At 46.8% G+C, this 22,080-nt stretch carries 12 protein-coding genes; 7 read left to right on the top strand and 5 right to left on the bottom strand.

Going from position 1 to position 22,080, the window contains the following annotated elements:
* Positions 1 to 8 precede the first annotated feature (8 nt).
* Entirely contained in the window at positions 9 to 2,441 is a 2,433-nt protein-coding gene (locus T495_RS16105) for a two-component regulator propeller domain-containing protein (RefSeq protein ID WP_231495038.1), read from the bottom strand.
* Positions 2,442 to 2,643: 202 nt separating this feature from the next.
* On the opposite strand from T495_RS16105, the gene T495_RS0103515 reads away from it, so the two are divergent.
* Genes T495_RS0103515 through T495_RS0103495 form a run of 5 tightly spaced genes read left to right on the top strand, consistent with a single transcriptional unit; the run spans position 2,644 to position 12,512 of the window.
* Entirely contained in the window at positions 2,644 to 4,116 is a 1,473-nt protein-coding gene (locus T495_RS0103515; RefSeq protein WP_231480181.1) for a hypothetical protein, read from the top strand.
* A gap of 31 nt (positions 4,117 to 4,147) precedes the next feature.
* Positions 4,148 to 7,150, top strand: coding sequence for a TonB-dependent receptor (locus T495_RS0103510; protein WP_033147584.1), 3,003 nt, complete (start codon positions 4,148 to 4,150; stop codon positions 7,148 to 7,150).
* A gap of 21 nt (positions 7,151 to 7,171) precedes the next feature.
* Positions 7,172 to 8,761 carry a RagB/SusD family nutrient uptake outer membrane protein gene (locus tag T495_RS0103505; protein ID WP_033147583.1) on the top strand — a complete coding sequence of 530 codons (1,590 nt, stop codon included), beginning with the start codon at positions 7,172 to 7,174 and terminating at the stop codon, positions 8,759 to 8,761.
* A gap of 29 nt (positions 8,762 to 8,790) precedes the next feature.
* Complete coding sequence (locus tag T495_RS0103500; RefSeq protein WP_081831993.1) at positions 8,791 to 10,995, top strand: glycoside hydrolase; 2,205 nt, start codon at positions 8,791 to 8,793, stop codon at positions 10,993 to 10,995.
* A complete protein-coding gene (locus T495_RS0103495; protein ID WP_033147582.1) occupies positions 10,992 to 12,512 on the top strand; it encodes a glycoside hydrolase family 30 protein in 1,521 nt (506 codons plus the stop codon). The genes T495_RS0103500 and T495_RS0103495 overlap by 4 nt, the downstream gene beginning before the upstream one ends.
* Positions 12,513 to 12,521: 9 nt before the next feature.
* Here the strand turns inward: T495_RS0103495 and T495_RS0103490 are convergent, their stop codons facing one another.
* Complete coding sequence (locus T495_RS0103490; protein ID WP_231495037.1) at positions 12,522 to 13,547, bottom strand: glycosyl hydrolase 53 family protein; 1,026 nt, start codon at positions 13,545 to 13,547, stop codon at positions 12,522 to 12,524.
* A 249-nt stretch (positions 13,548 to 13,796) separates the two neighbouring features.
* Here T495_RS0103490 and T495_RS0103485 point away from each other — a divergent pair, with 249 nt between their 5' ends.
* A complete protein-coding gene (locus T495_RS0103485) occupies positions 13,797 to 14,585 on the top strand; it encodes a hypothetical protein (protein ID WP_155993420.1) in 789 nt (262 codons plus the stop codon).
* On the opposite strand, the gene T495_RS0103480 is transcribed toward T495_RS0103485, so the two are convergent.
* The 3 genes from T495_RS0103480 to purL are packed head-to-tail and all read right to left on the bottom strand — an operon-like array spanning position 14,582 to position 19,457.
* The gene (locus tag T495_RS0103480; protein ID WP_028902904.1) at positions 14,582 to 15,157 is read right to left on the bottom strand and encodes a chromate transporter; all 576 of its coding nucleotides are present in this window, start codon (positions 15,155 to 15,157) and stop codon (positions 14,582 to 14,584) included. The two genes, T495_RS0103485 and T495_RS0103480, sit on opposite strands and share 4 nt — an antisense overlap.
* Before the next feature lie 16 nt (positions 15,158 to 15,173).
* The gene (locus T495_RS0103475) at positions 15,174 to 15,716 is read right to left on the bottom strand and encodes a chromate transporter (protein ID WP_028902903.1); all 543 of its coding nucleotides are present in this window, start codon (positions 15,714 to 15,716) and stop codon (positions 15,174 to 15,176) included.
* A gap of 30 nt (positions 15,717 to 15,746) precedes the next feature.
* A complete protein-coding gene (gene purL, locus T495_RS0103470; protein ID WP_033147580.1) occupies positions 15,747 to 19,457 on the bottom strand; it encodes a phosphoribosylformylglycinamidine synthase in 3,711 nt (1,236 codons plus the stop codon).
* A 281-nt stretch (positions 19,458 to 19,738) separates the two neighbouring features.
* Here purL and T495_RS0103465 point away from each other — a divergent pair, with 281 nt between their 5' ends.
* Positions 19,739 to 21,997, top strand: a complete 2,259-nt coding sequence (locus T495_RS0103465) for a DUF4842 domain-containing protein (RefSeq protein WP_155993418.1) — start codon at positions 19,739 to 19,741, stop codon at positions 21,995 to 21,997.
* The last annotated feature ends 83 nt before the right edge of the window (positions 21,998 to 22,080 follow it).

Raw genomic sequence — 22,080 nt, 5'->3', positions numbered from 1 at the left:
TCACGTTTCTATGACTGGAGCAAGTATTCCAAACGAAGACGGTGCTTATAGGCATTCAACAGATAGAGCACAAGACCTACGACACACAAAACATAGAATGTCCATGCCCACCATGAGAGCCAGAAAGGCGGTGCTATCACAATCTGTAGGGTGGCATACCGTGTTCCCCATTCCTGATTTCGCAAACGACAGCGTACCTGCAATTGATATTTGCCTGGCGGCAAGTCGCGGAAGGTAATATCATTTTCGGCAGTAGTATGCCATGCGCCCTCACCAAGTCCCTCCATGCGATAGGCATACTCTACCCGATCGGCCAACGAGAAATCCTGGATATTGAAACGAATACGGAAATAATTCTCACGATAGTTCATAGATACACGCTCCCGCCCTATCAAGGTCAACGTATGCTCGGTACTTTCTTCGTCATTCTGATAGATGGTGATACCCGTGATAAACACATCTGGTGTCTCAATGTGGGCCATGAGTTCTTCTGGCGAGAAACGATAGAGACCGGATGAAGAACCGAAATAGATATTCTGTTCAGCATCGATTGCCACTGCTCCACCAAGAAATATACCGTCCAGGAAGCTCTCATTATGACCATAGTTCGAAATTGTTTCACTGGCAAAATGCTTACAGCTGATACCTTTATTAGTGCTTATCCATATATTGCCTTTAAAATCCTCAACAATAGCATGGATATTGGCATTCCTCAACCCATTATCCTCGGAATAAACGGCATATTGCCAACTCCTGACATCAGGGAAGTGTACCAACCCCTCGGCAGTGGCAACCCACATACCACCTTTCCGGTCCTTCAGAATCTGACTGACGGTATTTGAAGGAAAGCTATTTGAAGTATTAAACCGCTTCTGCAGGTGGAAGGTGGCATCATAAACCTCCAAGCCTCCACCAAAGAATCCTATCCAGAGTCTTTGGTTTGTATCCATCTGAATGGCACGTACATCATTGAGAAACTTGAAATCGTGTTTGGCTTTGATTTCAAGACTATGCATATCTACCTCATAAAGGCCATCGCCTGTGCCAATCAACATGACCTCAGCCTTTTGATTCTCGAAGAATGTACGTACATCTATGTCATCTGATGAGAATATTTTCTTGAAAGTCTTTTCCCGAGGCATCCACACGTATGCATTATTTCGGAAGTTACCCATCCAGAGCCGTCCCTTGGAGTCAAGAACAGCAGCCTGCACCGTACTCAACTCATGCTGCTGATAAGTGGCGATCTTCTGTCCGTCGTGTTCATAAACTTCCACGCCTTTTCCATCGGTACCTACCCATATATTCTGGTTGTTATCAAGTACCACACTAAGTACTGACCGTCCATTGGTACTCTTCTCGTTAAGATAAGGCGGACGGGTAACACAGTTGAAAAGATTCTGACGGGGCATGATGACGTTGACACCACCCCCAAACAAGCCTGCCCAGATATTACCAAAACGGTCCTGAAAGAGACTACGTACAGAATTTCCACTTAAATTATCACTATTATCACCCTCGGAAATATACCTTATCTGCGACTGTCCATCATGTGAGAGGAAGTGTCTGGAGAGATCAAGGATAGCAATACCGCCCTGTTCTGTAGCCAACCAAAGCTGGTTGCCAAACTGTTTGATATCGAAGATACGACGGTTCAATCGCCCGTTATCAGTAAAATGGATAAACATCCGGTTCAAGGGATCATACAAGTCTAATCCATTGTCTGTACCCACCCATATGTTTCCCATTTTATCCTTAAAGATACAGTGAACATCATTTCCAGATAGTGATCCACTTTCCTTCGAGTGATAGAAATGCGACAAGGTGGTTCGTGTCTTGATGTCAATAATACTCAAGCCATCAACCACATGTCCTATGTATAAATGCCCGTCACCATCATCCATCACGCACCACGTCTTATCGCTAACCAACCCTTTTACTGTCTCACGATTAAAGTGAGTAAATGTACCATTTCGAGGGTCAAGCCTGTCGATACCTGCCCAATAGGTCGAAATCCACATTTGGCCGTCGGTAGCAGGAAAGAGGCTGGTAATATCATTGGTGATCAGACTCTGAGGATTATTGTCATCATGAGCATAATAAGAAAAGTGATACTTCTCGTAGTCGAAAGCACAGAGTCCGTCACGTTGAGAGCCAATCCACATCACGGAGTGTTCTGGATCGTCGGCTACACAATTCAACTGATTGCCAGGCAGACCGGTTGATTTATAAAACGTCTGGAAATTAGAACCATCAAAACGATTCAGTCCCTCTTCGGTAGCGAACCAAAGAAAACCGAACTTGTCTTGTGTTATGCCTACCACGTAGCTGCTCGACAAGCCCTCCTGATAGCCAAGCACTTTGACCACGTCTGCGCTTTGACAAATAGTAGCCATTCCTATCCACAAGTACACCCCTATGAGGTATCTAAGTCTGTTCATCTTCTTCTCTATTTGTGATGGTGCAAAGATACATAATTATTTGCAAAATAATACACCACAAATCGGTCAATGCACGATTTGTTACCTTATTTGCCCTATTATTGACCACTAATTTAATTAAAATTATCTAATTTTGCCATTCAGAACTACAATCGCTACAATAGCAACTAACAATATATTTTAAAGATTCAAACTAAAAATTATGTTTAAGATGACTAACTATCTCAAGAAAAGTTGGCTCATGGCGTTTGCTCTACCTATGCTATTAGGAAGCATGATGTCATGTAGCAGCGACGAAGGTTATTCTGCTGTAGATAACCAAGTTCCAACGATTTCATTGCCTTCTGACCGCATTCAGACCGAAGCAGGAAGACAATTCACCATCGAAGGAACCATTAAAGATGCCGATGGTATCAAGTCGATCAATCTGAAGAGCGAGGGAATGATGCTCGATAAGACCATCAATTTGCTCGAACTCTACGATCAGCTTCAGACAGAGTATGAGCTGAAGTACACCTATCAGAAGAAGTACACCAACGGCTGGACTGATGCCAGTTCATTCCCAGTTACCATTACTGTAGAGGATGTAGTAGGCAACAAGCAGACTGCTACCGTTACAGTAACAGGCGATGGTGACTTTACCAGTCCTGTTTTTGCCGTAGCTCCTTCTAAGGAGTTGACTGTACTTGTTCAGAACCCCAAGTTGAAACTTAACTGCACCGTTACTGACAACAAGAAACTCTCTTATGTACAGGTTAAATGTGCAGACCTCAACATCGACGACCGTATCGAGGCTAATGGTCAGAGTGAGTTCCAGGTTAAGAAAGTCTATGAGCTCCCTGCTGTTAAGACTTCTTACGAACTAACCGTTGAAGCCTATGACACATTCAACAACATGGTTGAGACCACCAGTACAATTACTGTCAGTGAAATGCCTGATTTTGCGAAGATGTATCTTGCAGACGTAGAGACTGCTCGTGAGCTTTCAAGCGACATCTACGGTGTACCTATGCTCATCGATCATACTGGCGAATATGAGTACACAGCACATTATTACAACCAGAAAGCTGGTACAAAGGTACGCTTCATCCCTCAGATGACCGACTTTGAGCCTATCTGTTTCGGAGTTGATCCTGATGACAACACCTTACTCACAAACAGTTCAGAGGCTCCTGGTATTGAACTCAGCGAGGTAGCATATTATGAAATCAAGTTTAATATTGTAACAGGCGTCTATAGTGTTAACACCTATGTGCCCACTACAAATGTGATGACACTTAACGGAACCACCTATCGCGACTTCGGTGATGGAAGTGGTGAGCAGCCTGAACAGATCTGCTTGGCCGGTAGTGGTCTGCCCGATGATGCCGGCAACTGGACAACCAATCAGAACTCAGGTGCTTATATCCTGAATCAGGACACAAAGAACCCCTATCTGCTCTACCGCGAAAGCACATGGGAAGAGGGCAATGACATCGAGTTTACAATCACACAGACCCACTGGTGGGGCTGGTGGCCTGAGCCCTTCTGGCGTTTTGATGGTTCAGACTACAACGAGAAGAATGTTCTCAATGGTGGTGACAACATGAAGAAGGTAAAGGTACCCGCCACAGGCAAGTATCGTTTTGAGTTCGACTACCATCTGTTGCGTTCACGTATCATCCCAGTGAAGTAATACCTAATTATTAATATAAAGACTATTCGATATGAAAAGATATTTATTAACCATGCTAATTGCCGTTGTTGCACTGGCTGCGAAGGCACAGAACATCACGGTGAAAGGTACAGTAACCGAGACAGCCACCAATGAACCTATTATTGGTGCAACGGTAAAAGTGAAAGGAGCTGGCAATGGTACAGTTACTGATTATGACGGTAACTACCAGCTGTCTGTCGACAAGAATGCCACACTGGTATTTTCATATATCGGCTACAAGACTGTAGAGCAGGCCGTTAATGGTCGCACAACCATTAACGTGATACTTAAAGACGAGACCAACGACCTGAACGAGGTTGTAGTTATCGGTTATGGTGTAGCCAAGAAAGGCGACCTGACCAGCAGTATTTCAGCTATTAAGGGCGAGAAACTGGAGAAATTGTCAACAGGTAACGTGATGAACGCCCTCCAGGGACAAGTAAACGGTGTACAGGTAACTGGTGCCGGTAGTCCAGGAGCCACCCCACGCGTCATCATCCGCGGTGTATCGACCATCAATGGTTCTGACCCTCTTTACGTTGTTGACGGAATGCCCGTAGGCACCAACATCAACTTCCTGAACCAGAATGACATCGAGTCGATGCAGGTTCTGAAGGATGCTTCAGCCAGTGCCATCTATGGTACTCGTGCTTCGAACGGTGTGGTTCTGATCACAACTAAAAAAGGAGCTGCTGGCGTAACAAAGTTCACAGCTTCTGCCACCGTTGGTATTCAGACGCTCTCTAAGCCCGACATCGCTGATGCCGCAGAATACGAAAAGGTTTACAACGCCCGTTACACCAACGACGGTCAGGTATCTCCTTTCAAGGGAGGTGGCAGTACCGACTGGTGGGACGAGGTATTCAACAAAGCAGCTATCCAGCAGAATTACAACATTGGATTCTCTGGCGGTAACGATAAGTTCATCTACTCATCAAACATTGGTTACTATCGCCAGAACTCTCAGTATAAGACCGGTTACTGGCAGAAGCTCTCTGCCCGCTTCTCTATGGAGTACAACTTCAACAAGATGGTAAAGGCCGGTATCGACCTGACTCCACGCTATGAGAACTGGGACAACACCCCAAGTTTGATGGGTGCAGTGATGAGCATGGACCCCACTACCAATGTGATGCTGCCTAAAGAGCAGTGGACCAGCAATGAGTACAGCAACTATGCCCGTTCTAACAACAATCAGGAGTGGAACCCCGTTGCCTCTATGTACCGTCTGGATGCAGGTGCCGACGAATATGGTCTTCTGGCTACACCGTATATCGCTATCACACCGATTGAGGGACTGACTTTCCGTACACAGTTCGGTCTGAATGCCCGATTCAATATGGCCGATTCGTTCACACCCAACTTCTTTATCGACAATCTGGAGAAGGCTGACCGGAACCAGGCATCTCGTACCTATGCCAACAATGTAGATTGGAACTGGACCAATACACTGACCTTCATGAAGACCTTCAATCAGAAGCACAACCTGAATCTGATGGCAGGTTATACCATGGAGCGTTTCCAGTATTATAATCTCTACGGAACCAGCTATGATATTCCTTCGAATGTAGAGACCATGCGCTATGTGAGTGCAGGTACTGCCGACGATGATGCCAGCGGTTACAACTCATACACCAGTCTGATATCTTATCTCGGTCGTGTGATGTATAACTATGCTGAAAAGTACTATCTGACAGCTTCGATCCGTGTCGATGGTTCTTCTAAGTTCTCTACAGGTAATAAGTATGCCACCTTCCCCGCAGTCAGCGCTGCATGGCGTATTACCGGCGAGGAGTTCATGAAAAAGCAGAACATTGTTGACGACCTGAAGCTCCGTCTTGGATGGGGTAAGGTTGGTAACCAGAATATCGACAATTCAGCCTATCTGAGCAGCATCGGCACCATGCGCTATGTACTGGGCGACCAGATTATAGTTGGTTCACAGGTGAGCGGTATTGGTAACCAGAAGCTGAAGTGGGAGACTGTTGAGGATTACAACATCGGTATCGATGCTGCCTTCCTGCAGAGTCGTCTGCGTGTTACAGCCGACTGGTTCCGCAAAACCAGCCACGACATGCTGATGAAGAAGGATAACCTGCTCTTGCTGGGCTACCCCATGTGGAACGGTCAGATGTGGGAGAATGTAGGTGAGATGCGCGCTACCGGTTGGGAACTTGGTATCAACTGGCAGGATAGAGTGAGCGATTTCAGCTATGGCGTAGGCGTAAACCTCTCAAGCGTCAAGAACAAGGCTATCACCCTGAACGGCGACTATATCTACACAGGTAGCCACAATGGCGATAACATCATCCGCAACGAGGCCGGTCAGCTGATTTCTCAGTTCTATGGCTACACCGTTGATGGCATCTTCCAGAACGAGACAGAGGTTCGCTCTTACACCAGTCAGTATGGTGAACTGATGCAGCCTAACGCTCAGCCTGGTGATTTCCGTTACAAAGATATCAACCACGACGGCAAGATTGACGAGAATGACAAATCATATATCGGTAACCCATTCCCCGACCTGATGCTGGGTATCAACCTGAATGCTTCATGGAAGAACTTCGACTTCCTAGCTCAGTTCTATGGAACCTTCGGCAACGATATCTACAATCTGAATAAGGATCGCTACTTCGGTACCGATGGTATGAATGTGATTGCCGGCACATATGATAAGGCCTGGCGCACAGACAACACCAATACAGATGTTCCCCGCCTCTCTGTAAACGACGCTAACGGCAACCACAACAAGCCTTCAACTTTCTTTGTTGAAGACGGTAGCTATATGCGTCTGAAGCTACTCCAGATTGGCTATACACTTCCCAAGAACATCCTTGGTCCGAAGATGACTGCCCGCATTTCTCTGTCGGCCCAGAACCTCTTCACCATCACAGGATACAGCGGCATGGACCCAGAAACAGCAGCCATGGGTAGTGTCACAGAGGCTGGTATCGACTGGACAGGCTATCCAAACCCACGCACCTTCCTGCTGGGCGTAAACCTCAATTTCTAATTATTTAAAAGGAATACTGATATGAAAAAGATATTATTTGGCTTGACATTAGCCGCAGGACTTACGCTGACCAGCTGCTCGAGTTTCCTTGAAGAGCCTATTTTGGGACAGCAGGATATGAACAACTACTTTGCCACTGAGGATGAATGTGCTAACCAGGTGGTAGGCTGCTACGCCTATCTGGCTTGCGACGACTGGTGGCAGATCTATAAGCACTATGGACTGGTTGACATGTGTACTGATGACGAGTGGATGGGTAACACCACACAGGAGCCTGGCGACTACAAGCCTCTGTCGCATTACACAGGTAACACCATCGAGGGTGGAAACGCCGTTCAGAATTTCTACCAGTATCGTTGGAAAGGCATCTTGCAGTGCAACATTGCCATCTTGAAGATTCCTGAGGTAACATTTAATGACGAGAGCTACAAGAACCGTCTGATTGGCGAGGCCAAGTTCCTGCGTGCCTTCATGTACTTTGATCTGCTCCGCAATTTTGGTGGCATGCCCATCATTGATGGTCTGAAAATGCCAAGCGAGATTCAGGGCATTGAACGTGCCACAGACACAGAGACCTATGCTTTTATTGAGCAGGATCTGAAGGATGCGATTGCCGCTCTACCACTCCGTTCACAATATGCTGCGGCCGACATGGGCCGCGCTACAAAAGGCGCAGCTCAGGGTTTGTTGGGCAAGGTTTATCTCTACCAAGAGAAGTATGATGAGGCCAAGACACAGCTTGATGCCGTTATCAGCAGCGGTGAGTATGAGCTACTCGACGACTTTGCTAAGGTATGGAGCATGGACTATAACAACAGTAAGGAAGGACTTTTCGAATTCCAGACCAATGACGACACTCGCTACGGTGTTGGTGAGCGTTTCTCTGTTGTTACCGGTTCTCGCGATGACTCAGGATGGTCATGGGGCGGTCCTACCAGTAATTTGGAGAAGGCCTTCAAAGATGCTGACGACGATATCCGCCTGAAGTACACTATCATGCGTCATGGCCAGACAGAAGTGCCTGGTGATCCTACATGGAATGAGGACAATCCTTATATCATTTCACCAAGCAAACATAAGAGTGCTCGTGCCAACATGAAACTCTATATCCCTGTTGACCGTCGTCCATCGCAATACGATGCAGCTCACATTCCTTTGAATTATCGTGTACTGCGCTATGCTGATGTTCTGCTGATGAAGGCCGAGGTGGAGAATGCACTTGGTCATGATACAGAAGCTCAGAAGGCACTGAATCAGGTACGTGATCGTGTAAACCTCGATCCCGTTACTTCTACTGGCAAGTCACTGCGCGATGCTATCCGTTTGGAGCGCCGTTTAGAGTTGGCTCTGGAAGGCAACCGTCTGTTCGACCTCCGTCGTTGGAAGGACGATAACGGCAAGCCTGCTATCTGCAACGTCATGGGCGCCAATGGTAGCTTCGTACGTTATAATACTGTTGAGAGTACCGACGAGTGGGAAATCTCGAACCAGAATGAGGCTTCGGACAAAGGTATTAGCTTCGATGAGACACGCGACCTGTTGTTCCCCATTCCAAACTCAGAGATTACCATGTCGAATGGTAGCATTAAACAAAACCCTGGATACAAATAATAACTAATATAACAAAAGCTTTATAAGAGATGAGACGTTCCCTGATATTTCTGGTTGGGCTGATGATGTCGGTCATCGCCAGTGCACAAACAACGCTCCTTGCCGATTTTGAAGACGGCACTGCGGGCAATCTGAAAATCAACAAGGACTATCAGGGGAGTCTCTTCTCTGTGAAGCCATCCGTGATGGACAACCCGTCGAAGACGGGACTCAACACCTCGGACAAATGTGCCGGAGCAACCAACAAGGCAGATGCCGACTGGCAGAAAAACTTTATCATTCTTGATCTGAAAGAACCAGTAGTCATCAGTGATGAAAATCGCATTCTCACAATGCTGGCCTACCGTTCTATTCAACCCAAGGATATGCGTATAGGCTTTAACGGCTATGAAGAAGCCCATCAACTCTATATCGGCAAGCTATCTGCCGATGCGACGTGGGAGCGTATCAGCATTGATCTGGCAGACTTTGTCGGAAAGACCCTGAAAACCATCTATATTGTTTTAAGCTGCAACTGGAGTGACCCACGTTCTGGTTGGGGCGAAGCTACCTATTGTTTTGATGACATCTCATTAGGCGCAGGTGAAGCCCTACCTCCTGCTGAGGTCAAGATTGACCTGAGCAAGACCTATCAGACCGTCCAAGACTTTGGTGCCAGCGATTGTTGGACAGCAGAGTACATCAGTGACTATTTCAGCACTACAGAGAAAGAGAAAGCTGCTCGATGGCTATTCAGTCAGCAGATGGACGGCGATGGCAATCCAGAAGGTATCGGTCTGTCATGTTGGCGTGTCAACATCGGAGCAGGTTCCGCAGAACAGGGTTCCAATAGCAATATCGACGACGAGACACGACGAGCAGAGTGTTACCTAAAGTCGGACGGCACCTATGACTGGACCAAATGCAATGGTCAGCAGTGGTTCATGAAACAAGCTAAGGACTATGGTGTCGACCACTTCCTGCTATTCTCAAACTCTGCCCCTGTTTATCAAACAAAAACCGGAAAAGCAAACACAAACGGACAGGATTTATCGTGCAATCTGAAAGATGACTGTTACGACGACTTTGCTGAATTCTTAGCAACAACCACCAAGCATTTCGTGGATGAGGGTTACAACGTGACCTATATTGACCCAGTCAATGAACCTCGATTTGAATGGAAAGACGGTCAGGAGGGTTCACCATGGGAAAATGCAAACATCGCCAAGTTAGCTAAAGAACTCAATAAGAGCATTGTGGATCGCGAGCTCACTACCAAGATCCTAATTCCTGAAGCCAGCTCATGGGATCTGCTCTATAGCGGCACAGGCAGGGCTTCGAATCAGATTAATGCCTTCTTCAAGAGTGGCAGTTCGACTTATATCGGTGACTTACCCTCGTTAGCAAAGGTAGTAGCAGGTCATAGCTACTGGACATTCACTAACAACACAGATTTAAAGAACATCCGTGAAGAAGTGCGTGATGCCGCCAACGAGTACGGACTTGAAGTAATACAGACAGAGTGGTCGATGCTTGATACAGCGCCATCTACCTCTGCAGGTTTTCCTGCCAGCTACGAAGCTGCAACCAAAATGGATATCGCCCTCTATATGGGCAAACTGATCTATTGCGACCTGAACTATGGCAACATGTCAGGATGGTCGTACTGGACATCATTCGCACAAGAGAAATACAGTCAGAAAAACCGTTTCTACCTGATTCGCATGAATGCCAAGGGCGACACTGGTGAGGAGAGTTATGGTGATATAAAAGAAGGAGGTACTTTGACAGCCGACAAAAACCTCTGGGTACTTGGAAACTACAGTCGTTTCATCCGTCCCGGCTATCAGCGTGTTGACGTGAGCGGCGCCGATGAGATGAACGCACTAATGGGCTCATCATGGTTGTCGCCCAATGGAAAGACTTTAGTAACAGTCATGGTTAACATGAATCGCACCAGTCGTAAGATTGGACTTACTCTGACAGACAAGTCTATTGATGGTATCAAGACCTATGTCACTGACAAGGAGCACGACTTACAGTTGGTTTCATCGCTTAACGATGCCACCAATCTGGAAATACCAGCTCGTTCGGTGGTCACTGTAGTTGCAACCCTTGGCAACTCAACTGGCATAAGTGAAGTAAGAGTCAACAATAGAAACGACGATAGAATCTATTCTCTTAATGGTCAGTTGATAAGCCGTCCACAAAAGGGTATTTATATTAAGAATGGTAAGAAATACATTGTAAAATGAGATATCAATGGTTATTAGCTCTGGCTACAGTGGCCTCTGTATGTCACGCAACAGACTTTAAGATTGAAGTCAGTCAGCCACGTCAGAAAATTCTGCACTTTGGTGCTTCTGATGCATGGTCGATGCAGTTTATCGGTCTTTGGGATGATCAAACAGAGCAAGAGAAGATTGCCGATTGGCTTTTCTCACTCGAAAACGATGCCCAGGGTAAGCCCAAAGGTATCGGTCTTTCGGTATGGCGTTTCAATTTAGGAACAGGCAGTGCCGAACAGGGTAAAGACTCACAGATACAACCCGGAACACGTACGGAGTGCTTCTTAACAAAGGAGGGGTCATACGATTGGACTAAGCAACCAGGACAACGTAAGTTCCTGAAGATGGCACAACAGCGTGGAGTACCCCATTTCCTGGCCTTCATGAATTCTGCCCCCGTATATTTCACGCAGAATGGTCTGGCAACAAATACCGGACGAGGTGGTACCATCAATCTGAAGGATGACTGTTATGACGACTTTGCCAAATTTATGGCAACAGCCGTTAAAGGCATAGAGGAACACGATGGCATCCATTTTGATTATCTCTGCCCTGTCAACGAGCCTGATGGTCACTGGAACTGGCTTGGTCCTAAACAGGAAGGTTCGCCTGCCACCAACCGAGAGATTGCCCGACTGATACGTGAAACCGGAAAGGCATTTAAAAAGCAAGGTCTTACCACCCAGATTATTGTCGATGAGTCGAGCGATCTACGCTGTCTCTTAGCAACTCACGAGACGAACTGGGAGCGTGGCTATCAGATACGCACCTTCTTCTCGAAAGACAGTACAAAGACCTATCTGGGCAATGTACCCAATGTGCCTCGGCTGATGGTTGGGCACAGCTATTGGACAAACACCCCAGTACCTTATATGAGAGAGATTCGCGAACAGCTACGCGATACCATCGCTAAATACGGTCTGAAGTTCTGGCAGACAGAATTATGTATCATGGGCAATGATGAGGAGATCGGTGGCGGCGGTGGCTACGACTTCTCGATGAAAACAGCCCTTTACGTAGCACGTGTGATTCATCACGACTTGGTATTTGCCGATGCCGAAAGTTGGTCGTGGTGGCGTTCTGTGGGCGAGGATTACAAGGATGGACTCATACGAGTCTACACCTCAGACCATATGAAGAGCGGCTATGCCGTTGACTCTCGTCTGATGTGGGCTTTGGGCAACTACAGTCGTTTTATCCGTCCTGGTGCCACCCGCTACGAGGTATCCTCATCGGCAGAATTCAATCCATATGGCTTGATGTGTTCTGCCTATCAGAATGTCGATGGCAAATGGGTGGCTGTAGTCATCAACTATAGCAACCAGATGCAGGATTTCAGCCTCAACCTGTCAAATCAGCAAACTGTCCAATGGCAGATGTATCGCACTTCGGATGTATCAGGCGAAACACTGAAACCCATAGGACAAACAACGGGAAAGCAATTATTGCCTCCCCGTAGTATCACCACTTTTGTAGCACAATAACGTTACATTCTATTCAACAAAGGCTTCCATGATGGCTGTAGGTGCGGCGTTGCTGTTAAAGGCGCCAAGCTTGTAGCCACCAGGTAGGCATTGTGGTTCCCAATAGAACACCCCACGACAATGCCCCTTGGTATCACGACGAGCCTCGCGAATCACACGCGTTAACTGTCTACGCCCCTCTTCCATCTTTTCAGAATGTTGTTCGTCGACCTCAAAGCCCGTTTCTACAATCATTACATCGCAACCGTATTTCTCGCTGCAATGACGGATATTCGCGATACAATCACTAATAATCCCATCAGGATTTAATTCTGGATGATCCTGCATAGCCCAGTAAGGATAGAGCGACATACCTATCATATCAAACTTACCACCATACTTTTTCACGATATCCAGATTATAATCATAAAGACTCTGCAGGTGGCCGCGGTCCAGATGTACGATGACTATCGCGTGAGGGAACACCTGCTTCACAGCATCGTAACCAGCACGGATAAAGCCGGCATACTGTTTGGGATTCTGTTCAATATGCCCCATGGGCCAGAGTAAACCGTTAGCCGTCTCGTTACCAACCTGTACCCATCGTGGCTCTATGCCATTAGCCTTGAGTAGCGAAAGCACATCAATGGTATGTTCGCGCAGATCCTTCTTCATCTGCTTGAAACTATGATCTTTCCAAGCCTCGGGGATGGGCTGCTTGGCAGGATCGGCCCACGAATCGCTGTAATGGAAATCCACCATCAGATCCATCCCCAACGCTTTGGCACGCTTAGCCATAGCCAGTAACTCATGCTTATCGTTCATGCCGCCACGTGGGTTTACCCACACACGCATGCGGATGGCCTTCATCTGGTAATCGTTCTTCAGCAGTTCTAAACAGTCACGTTCCTTACCATTACGGTCATGAAACTTCACACCATGTTTTTCCTGACCAGTGAGGAATCCCACATCAGCCCCTTTCACAAAGTCCTCCTGTGCATGAACACTCTGAGAAAAGAGTGCCAAAACCATTGATACAAGTAGTAATTTCATCATTCAGTCTGTTTATATGATGCAAAAATAGAACTTTTTTCTATAATTGCATTACCACATCTGTTTATATTAGGTTTTATTAAACAATTAAGGTGATATGCGAAAAAAAACAGTTATTCTTCGTTTATATCAAAATAAGTTGTATATTTGCAGACGAAAGTCAATAAATATCAAATGCCTATGCAATCTATCTTTAGAAAAATCCTTATAGCACAACTGCTTTTCTGCCAGGTTTGGGCTGTGGCAGGAAACATGAGTACCAATACTCATGAGAATGCCGATTCTGTCCATCATATCATCACTGGTAATGCTGCCTATCAATGGGTAGGCGAGCATTTGGACTCGTTAGCAGATTCGTATCTATTAAAGAGTGACAACATTCTTGACCCAGACATTGTACGTGAGGAATTGAAATGCATAGGCTACAACGGATTGAACGTTACCGATTATATTATGGCAAGCAGGCAGATAGACAGTCTGGTACTCATCAAGCTGATAGATCGTGCCGAAGCTGAAAACAATAAGACCATCTTTTTTATGATGGGGTCGACAGCTGCAGGCAAATCGACTGCTTTACGGAATAATCCAAACCTAAAGGCGTTGGCAAGTAGCGCCGGATTGGTGTACGATGGTGCTTTCATCAGTATCCCATCATTTGAGACACGTCTAAAGATGGTGCAAGACCGCGGTTTTAAAGCCAGCATCATCTTTGTGCACAATGATCCGAAGACCGGCTTTACGAACATGATAAACCGCCTCATCAGGTCGAACCGCGCCATGAGCTACTACTATTACGTGTATTGCTATCCTCGGTTCAAAGGGCGCATTGCCTATTTGCTGGAGGAACATCCCGACGTTACACTCTATTGCTTGGACAACAGTCAAAACAAAGGAGGAGTACATGTCAGCATAGAAGAGGCAATGACATGGGACTATACCATCACAGAACAGATGGAACACACACTCTATGATATCATGCAGCAGTTCATCAACTCTGGCCAGTTGACGCCCGCACAAGTCCAAGCCCTGACTGCCCGTTAATAAAGAAGCAATAATCCGGCAAAACCAGCGTAGCAAATCATACGGATAGGGTTGATCTTGAGATAGCCGGTACCAAATGCAGTGGCAACAAGGAGCGCACAACTGATACCGAATTGCCAAGGATTCTCATAAGGTGAAGAGAAGTTCTCCTTGTTACAGAGCAGCAGGGTGGCAGCAGCCAACAAACCTACGACAGCAGGACGCAGACCAGTGAATATCGACTGTACCAATGGGGTATTCATGTACTTCATGAACATCTTACTAATCAAGATCATCAATACCAACGATGGCAAAACAAGAGCAAAGGTTGCCGTTGCCGAACCAAGAATGGACATCAGGTGCCCATAACCAGCATTATGAATAGCCGTATAGCCGCAATACGTGGCAGAGTTGATACCGATAGGTCCAGGTGTCATCTGTGAGATAGCCACAATATCTGTGAACTCCGACGTTGAAAGCCAGTGATGTGCCTCAACTGTTTCGTGCTGAATGAGTGAAAGCATACCATAACCTCCACCAAAGCCGAAGAGGCCAATCTCGAAGAATGTGATAAATAAACTAACGAAAATCATATTTCAGCCACGAATTTCACGAATTACACGAAGTCTTATTTATTCTGCCATAGATATAGCCTCCAACAGCGGCTATCAAAATAATATAGATTGGCGAAATGCCAAGGGCCCAAATAGCCAAGGCGCAAGCCACAGGAATCCAGATGGTGTACCAGTTGAGTTTAGCCCGCTGTCCCAAACGGAAGGTCGGTACAGCAATCAAGGCCACCACCGCAGGACGGATACCACGGAACATAGCTGCCACCACCTTATTATCCTTAAACTGGCTGAAGAACATGGCTATGGCCAGAATAATCAGGAACGAAGGCAATGCCGTTCCAAGTGTAGTACAGATGGCGCCACGCGTCTTGCGCAACTTATAGCCGATAAAGGTGGCGATGTTGATAGCAAATACACCAGGACAACTCTGGGCAATGGCTATCAGGTCGAGCATCTCGTTCTTTGACACCCACTGTTTCTTGTTCACTACCTCTTCCTCTATCAAAGGTATCATGGCATATCCACCGCCAAGGGTGAATATGCCAATCTTAAAGAAGGTCTTAAATGATTCCCAATAAATACTATTCACTTTTCACTGTAAACTTTTCACTTACTTGTGAGCCTCCACCCATTTACGTGCATTGACGAAGGCCTCAATCCATGGAGTAACCTCATCCTGACGACGGTCAGCAGGATACCAGGCGTTCTGCCATGGGAATACGGCTCGCTCCAAGTGAGGCATCATGCAGAGATGACGACCATCAGCAGAGCAGATACCAGCTACATTATAGTCGGATCCGTTAGGATTAGCGGGATAGCCAGCATAGTTGTACTTAGCAATCACGTTGTAAGCGCTCTCAGCCTCGGGCAGTGAGAACTTTCCTTCGCCATGAGCAACCCACAAACCGAGCTTGTTGCCGCTCAGTGAACCGAACATCACGCTGTTGTTCTGAGGAATGCTCAGCGAGATGAACTCACTCTCGAACTTATGAGAGTCGTTGTGCAGCATCTTAGCACCCTTAGCACCAGTCAAGCCAAGTTCAACCATCAGCTGACAACCGTTACAGATACCTAATGAGAGGGTATCCTCGCGAGCGTAGAACTTATCGAGTGCCTCCTTAGCCTTAGGATTGAAGAGGAAGGCACCAGCCCAACCCTTAGCCGAACCAAGTACGTCGGAGTTAGAGAAACCACCGCAGAATACAATCATGTTGATATCCTCGAGAGTCTCGCGACCAGAAATCAGGTCGGTCATCATCACATCTTTCACGTCGAAACCAGCCAGATATAGGCAGTAAGCCATTTCGCGCTCACCGTTGGTACCCTTCTCACGTATGATGGCAGCCTTGATACCTGAAGGCTGACGGCGATCGGCTGAGATACCATACTGAGCCAACTTACCAGTGAAGTCCTTATTAAACTGCATCTCGATAGGCTGCTTCTTATAGTTAGCGAAACGCTCGGCAGCCTTACCATTGAAGCTCTGCTTGCGATCGAGCAAGTAAGAAGTCTTATACCATGTATCACGGAGAGCATCGATGTCGAATGTATGCTCTGCATCACCAGCCTTCACAACGATAGTGCGGGCATCTTCAACAGGATAACCAATCTTAGCATAGCCAATGCCCTGCTCCTCCATGAAGTCCTTGAACTCCTGCTTGTACTCATCGCTTACCTCAATAACTACGCCAGGGTTCTCAGCGAAGAGAGCCTTAACAACATCGCCATCGGCACAGATGTCGTGCAGGTTGATGTGCATACCTCCCTCAGTGTTAGCGAAGCACATCTCAAGCAGCGTGGTAATCAAACCACCGGCAGAGATATCGTGACCAGCCATAATCCATCCACGGTTAATCATCTCCTGAACAGCCATGAAGGCATCGGCAAAGTACTCGGCATTCTTTACAGTAGGCACATCGTCGCCTACCTTACCCAGGCTCTGAGCGAAAGCAGAACCACCAAGGCGCTGCTCGTCGAACGAGAAGTCAATATGATAAAGTGATGCTTTCTTATCGTTAACCAATACAGGGCTTACCACCTTTTTAATGTCAGAAACCTCACCACCAGCAGATACAATCACAGTTCCTGGTGAGATAATCTTCTCGCCGTTAGGATACTGCTGAGAGAGCGACAATGAATCCTTACCTGTTGGAACGTTGATATGCAGATCGCAGCAGAAATCGCTCAGCGCCTTGACACCAGCATACAGACGGGCATCCTCACCCTCCTGAGAGCGGCAAGGCCACATCCAGTTAGCAGAAAGACTCAGCGAATCCATACCCTCGGCGAGTGGAGCCCATACGATATTTGTGAGAGCCTCAGCTACAGAAAGTACAGAACCAGCAGCAGGATCAGCCAGACCAGCCTGAGGTGCATGACCCAGTGCTGTGGCGATACCCTTCACACCACGATAGTCGAGGGCTACAACGCCACAGTCGCTCAGAGGCAACTGAATCTCTCCCTGACACTGCTGACGTGCAATCTTACCTGTTACCGAACGGTCGACCTTGTTAGTCAACCAGTCCTTACAAGCCACAGCCTCCAGCTGGAGCACACGGTCGAGGTACTCGTTAATCTTATCCTGACTGTAGGTTACATCACTATAGTGACGCTCTACAGTATTATCCTTCATAATAGTCTTGGGTGAGTGACCAAACATCTGAGCCACATCCAGATCGAATGGCTTTACACCATCACCCTGCTTGAACGAGAAGTGAGCATCGCCTGTAGTCTCACCAACTACATACAGTGGAGCACGCTCGCGCTCAGCAATCTTACGTACATGCTCGATATGCTTCTCGTCGATGAGCAGACCCATACGCTCCTGACTCTCGTTGGCAATGATTTCCTTGCTTGAAAGGGTCTTGTCGCCGATAGGCAACTTGGTCATATCAATCTCACCACCGCACTCCTCAACGAGCTCAGAGAGACAGTTGAGGTGTCCGGCTGAACCATGGTCGTGTATTGAAACAACGGGGTTCACATCCTCCTCACAGAGGGCACGAACCAGATTGTAGGCACGCTTCTGCATCTCAGGGTTAGCACGCTGAACGGCGTTCAACTCGATACCGTTGCTGTAGCGACCTGTATCAACTGATGATACAGAACCACCACCAAGACCGATGCGGTAGTTATCACCACCAACTACAACCACCTTGTTGCCCTTCTGAGGCTCCTTCTTCAGACAGTCGCGCTTAGTGCCATAACCTACACCACCAGCCAGCATGATTACCTTGTCGTAAGCATACTTGGTATCATTGGGCTCCTGATGCTCGAAGGTAAGTACAGAACCGCAGATCAGTGGCTGACCGAACTTATTTCCGAAGTCGGAAGCACCATTCGAAGCCTTAATCAGAATCTGCTCAGGTGTCTGATACAGCCACTGGCGAACAGGAAGGATATCCTCCCAGTCGCGTGTTAGCTTGTCATCGTCAGTCAGACGTGGATAAGCAGTCATATAAACAGCTGTACCTGCGATAGGCCATGAACCAACACCACCACCCATACGGTCGCGGATTTCACCACCAGTACCAGTAGCGGCACCATTGAATGGCTCTACGGTTGTGGGGAAGTTGTGTGTCTCAGCCTTCAGCGAGATAACACTCTCGATATCTTTTACCTGGAAATAGTCGCTGGTACTCTGATCCTTTGGAGCGAACTGCTCAACCACAGGTCCCTGTGCAAAAGCTACATTATCCTTATAAGCCGAAAGAATCTTGTTAGGATTCTCCTGTGTAGTCTTTTTAATCATTGCAAAGAGGCTTGACTCCATCTCCTGCCCATCGATGATGAATGTACCACCGAAGATCTTATGACGGCAGTGCTCAGAGTTGATCTGCGCAAAACCGAAGATCTCAGAATCGGTCAATGGACGTCCGTTCTTCTTCTCCAGTCCGTGCAGATATTCTATTTCCTCAGGGCTCAGAGCCAGACCTTCCTGCTCGTTATATTCCTCCAGATTATCCACATACTTAATAGGCTCTGGCTTAATGTTAATAGTAAAAATATCCTGATTCAAGCCATTATACATACGCTGCAGCATTTCGTCGTGCTCAGCGTCCTTAGTGGCAGCGGGAAAATACTCTTCTATACGAGAAATGCCGCTGAGGCCCATATTCTGTGTAATCTCAACGGCATTTGTCGACCATGGTGTCACCATCTCACGGCGCGGACCAACGAAGTATCCATCCAGTTGCTCTGCATCCAGCATGGCGGCATCACCATAAAGCCAGTTCAATTCCTTGATTTCCTGTTCACTTAGTACGTGATTTACCTCAGTGGCAATCACCGATTTCTGTGGGGTCTGAAAGAAACGTATCATACCTTTTAAATTAATAAATTTCCAAATTTGCGTGCAAAGGTACTACTTTTTATCGTAACACACAAATATAATACCCAAAACATTTGCATCTTTAAATTATATTTCAATTATTTGTCCAAAACCCATAAAACATCTATTGCCCAATAAGGGCAATGGGATGATTGTTAAAAACAACGTCCTAAGACATAAAAAAAGCCAAAGTATTTGGATTTTTCAAATAAAATGCATAAATTTGCAGCCGAATTAGTTCATTTTGTTTGATTTTAACTATTTTTTAGAGTATGAAAAGATATCTTTTAAACGGATTAGCAGTCCTTACAATGGGGCTGGCTATAACCTCCTGCATGAAAGAAATTGATTCTGAGCAGCAGGAGCAGCAGGCATCGCTTGACAATGCCCAGCAGGCGCTTGGCTTCTACATTCCAGACAACCAAGACTGGGTGATGACATCGACAGCCACAGCAACCTTCAACGTAGAAGGATTGAGCGACACAGGGGCTACACTGTATGTCTTCTCGAACAATCCGTATTCCGATGGCTACGGAAGCGTACTGGCAAGTGCACCAATGACCAGCACCACAACTACCATCAGCGGTTTCCGCATTCCCCAGCACTACAAGTCGGTATATGTTGGATTAAAGCAGAGTAACGGCAACATGGTGTACAAATATGTAGATGTTGAGAACAATCAGATTACTGCCAACTACGATTTCAGCACCCCTGCCCAAGCCCGCACAAGAGCCAGCGCTGCAGTAGAGGGCGATCCTTTTACATTCGAGAATACAAATAGCTATTATAAGACCGTAGCCGACATTCCAGGCAACGCCAAGGATATTAACACAACCAGTGATTACGATTGTATCATGTCAGGCAAACTGGTTGCAACCAGTGGCATGCGTTCAAATGTAAACCTGTGGCAAGGACCTGCTGTCGACATTTATATCAATGGCAATGTAACCATGCCAAGCAGTGCTTATATCTACTCTGCAAACTTCTATGTTCTGCCAGGTGCAGTTCTTACGATGGACAGGCAAGCCAACTATGAATGTGCCATCTACGTTTCTGCTGGCGGTACCCTCAACTACAACCCCTCAAAGCTTGAAACCAATGAGATATGGGAGAATGGTCAGAAAAAAGATGTAAGGTCATGCATTTACAACAGAGGAGAGGTTAACTTCAGCACGAACTTTGAGGCCAACCAGGATATCACCGTCTATAACGAAGGTGTCATGAACGCCAAAGACATCACCAGCAAACCCGGCGATGGCCATCCTTCATACTTCTACAACTTCGGTGAGCTGAATATCACTGGTACACTTCAATTAAACTCTTGTGCCAACTTCTATAATGAAGGTACAGTAACTGTTGGCGGCTTAACGGAGTGCACTCAGGGAAATGGCCAGATATGGTGGATTAACAAAGGTCACTACACCACCAAACAATTCAAGATTCAAGCATGGAACGGAACCTATTATAATTTCTGCCAGCTGATTGTTGAAGAGGATGCCTATCTGCACGATGGTCAGCTTAACCTCATGACGGGAGGTTATATGGAAGCAGCCTCAGCCGACTGCAACAACTTCCAGGTCAACATGAAAGGAAATACCGGCTTTAATATCAAAGGAGATAGTTATTGGGGAGCACAAGGCGATGGAACCTACCAAGGCTTTATGGCAACAGGCGAGAACAATTACGTTCGCTTAGGCGGAACCACCACCGTTGCCAGCCATAGATACAGCTTTCAGACAACAGGCAAGATAACCATTGGCTTCAAAAACCTTGTAGAATTAGGAGCAGGTAACAGTGGTGTATGGCCCACCGTCCAGTTGAACGAGAACACCACAAGAGTAGATTTCAGCGAACTGAATCCTACCTATAACTCTACCGATTGCGGTGCCTCATGGGCATCCAACCCCTCTGTAGAGACACCTGTTACAGAGAATCAGACATGGACCTATGCCTTTGAGGATAATAAGACCAGATGTGATTTCGATATGAACGACGTTGTCATTCAGATCAGAGAGAGCGAGAGCGATGCCAGCAAGCTGATTGTAACCCTGGTCGCTGCCGGATGTGAATATGACAACTATGTATGGTTGGGCAATACCCGCCTGACATGGAATGGCAATGCCGAAGTACACAATGCCCTCGGGGTAGCCAAGGGCACCATGGTAAACACTGGTAGCAGAGGTGTTGATGCTGATGCCGTATCCACCACCATTGATAAGCCTGTGGGATTTGACTTCCAGAACCCAGGACTGAAGATCCTTCCATTCCATATCAATGCCGATCCAGAAGTGGAATCAAACGCCATCACCGGTTTCATTGAAATCATAAAGGAAGGCAATCCAAGTGGTTTGGCCGAGGCGCCATTAGGTATCGCAATCCCCGACAAATGGCGTTGGCCACTGGAGCGCATCAATGTCACCAATGCCTATACAGGCTTTATTGGATGGGGTAAGCAGGCCGACCTGACCCTCAGAGCAGAAAGAGGAGGCTGGTATCAGACACCTGAAGAGGATTATGTTTACAGCAAATAAACAGTATATTTTTCAAACTCTATTATAGTTAAATGAAGGAGGGGTGTTCACGTGATGTGAATGCCCCTCCGCCCTTTATATCC

Origin of the sequence: Prevotella sp. P6B1, from assembly GCF_000702825.1 — a bacterium.
GTDB lineage: Bacteria > Bacteroidota > Bacteroidia > Bacteroidales > Bacteroidaceae > Prevotella.
Note: the sequence above shows the minus strand (reverse complement) of the source record. Positions and strands in the feature narration are given on the sequence as shown.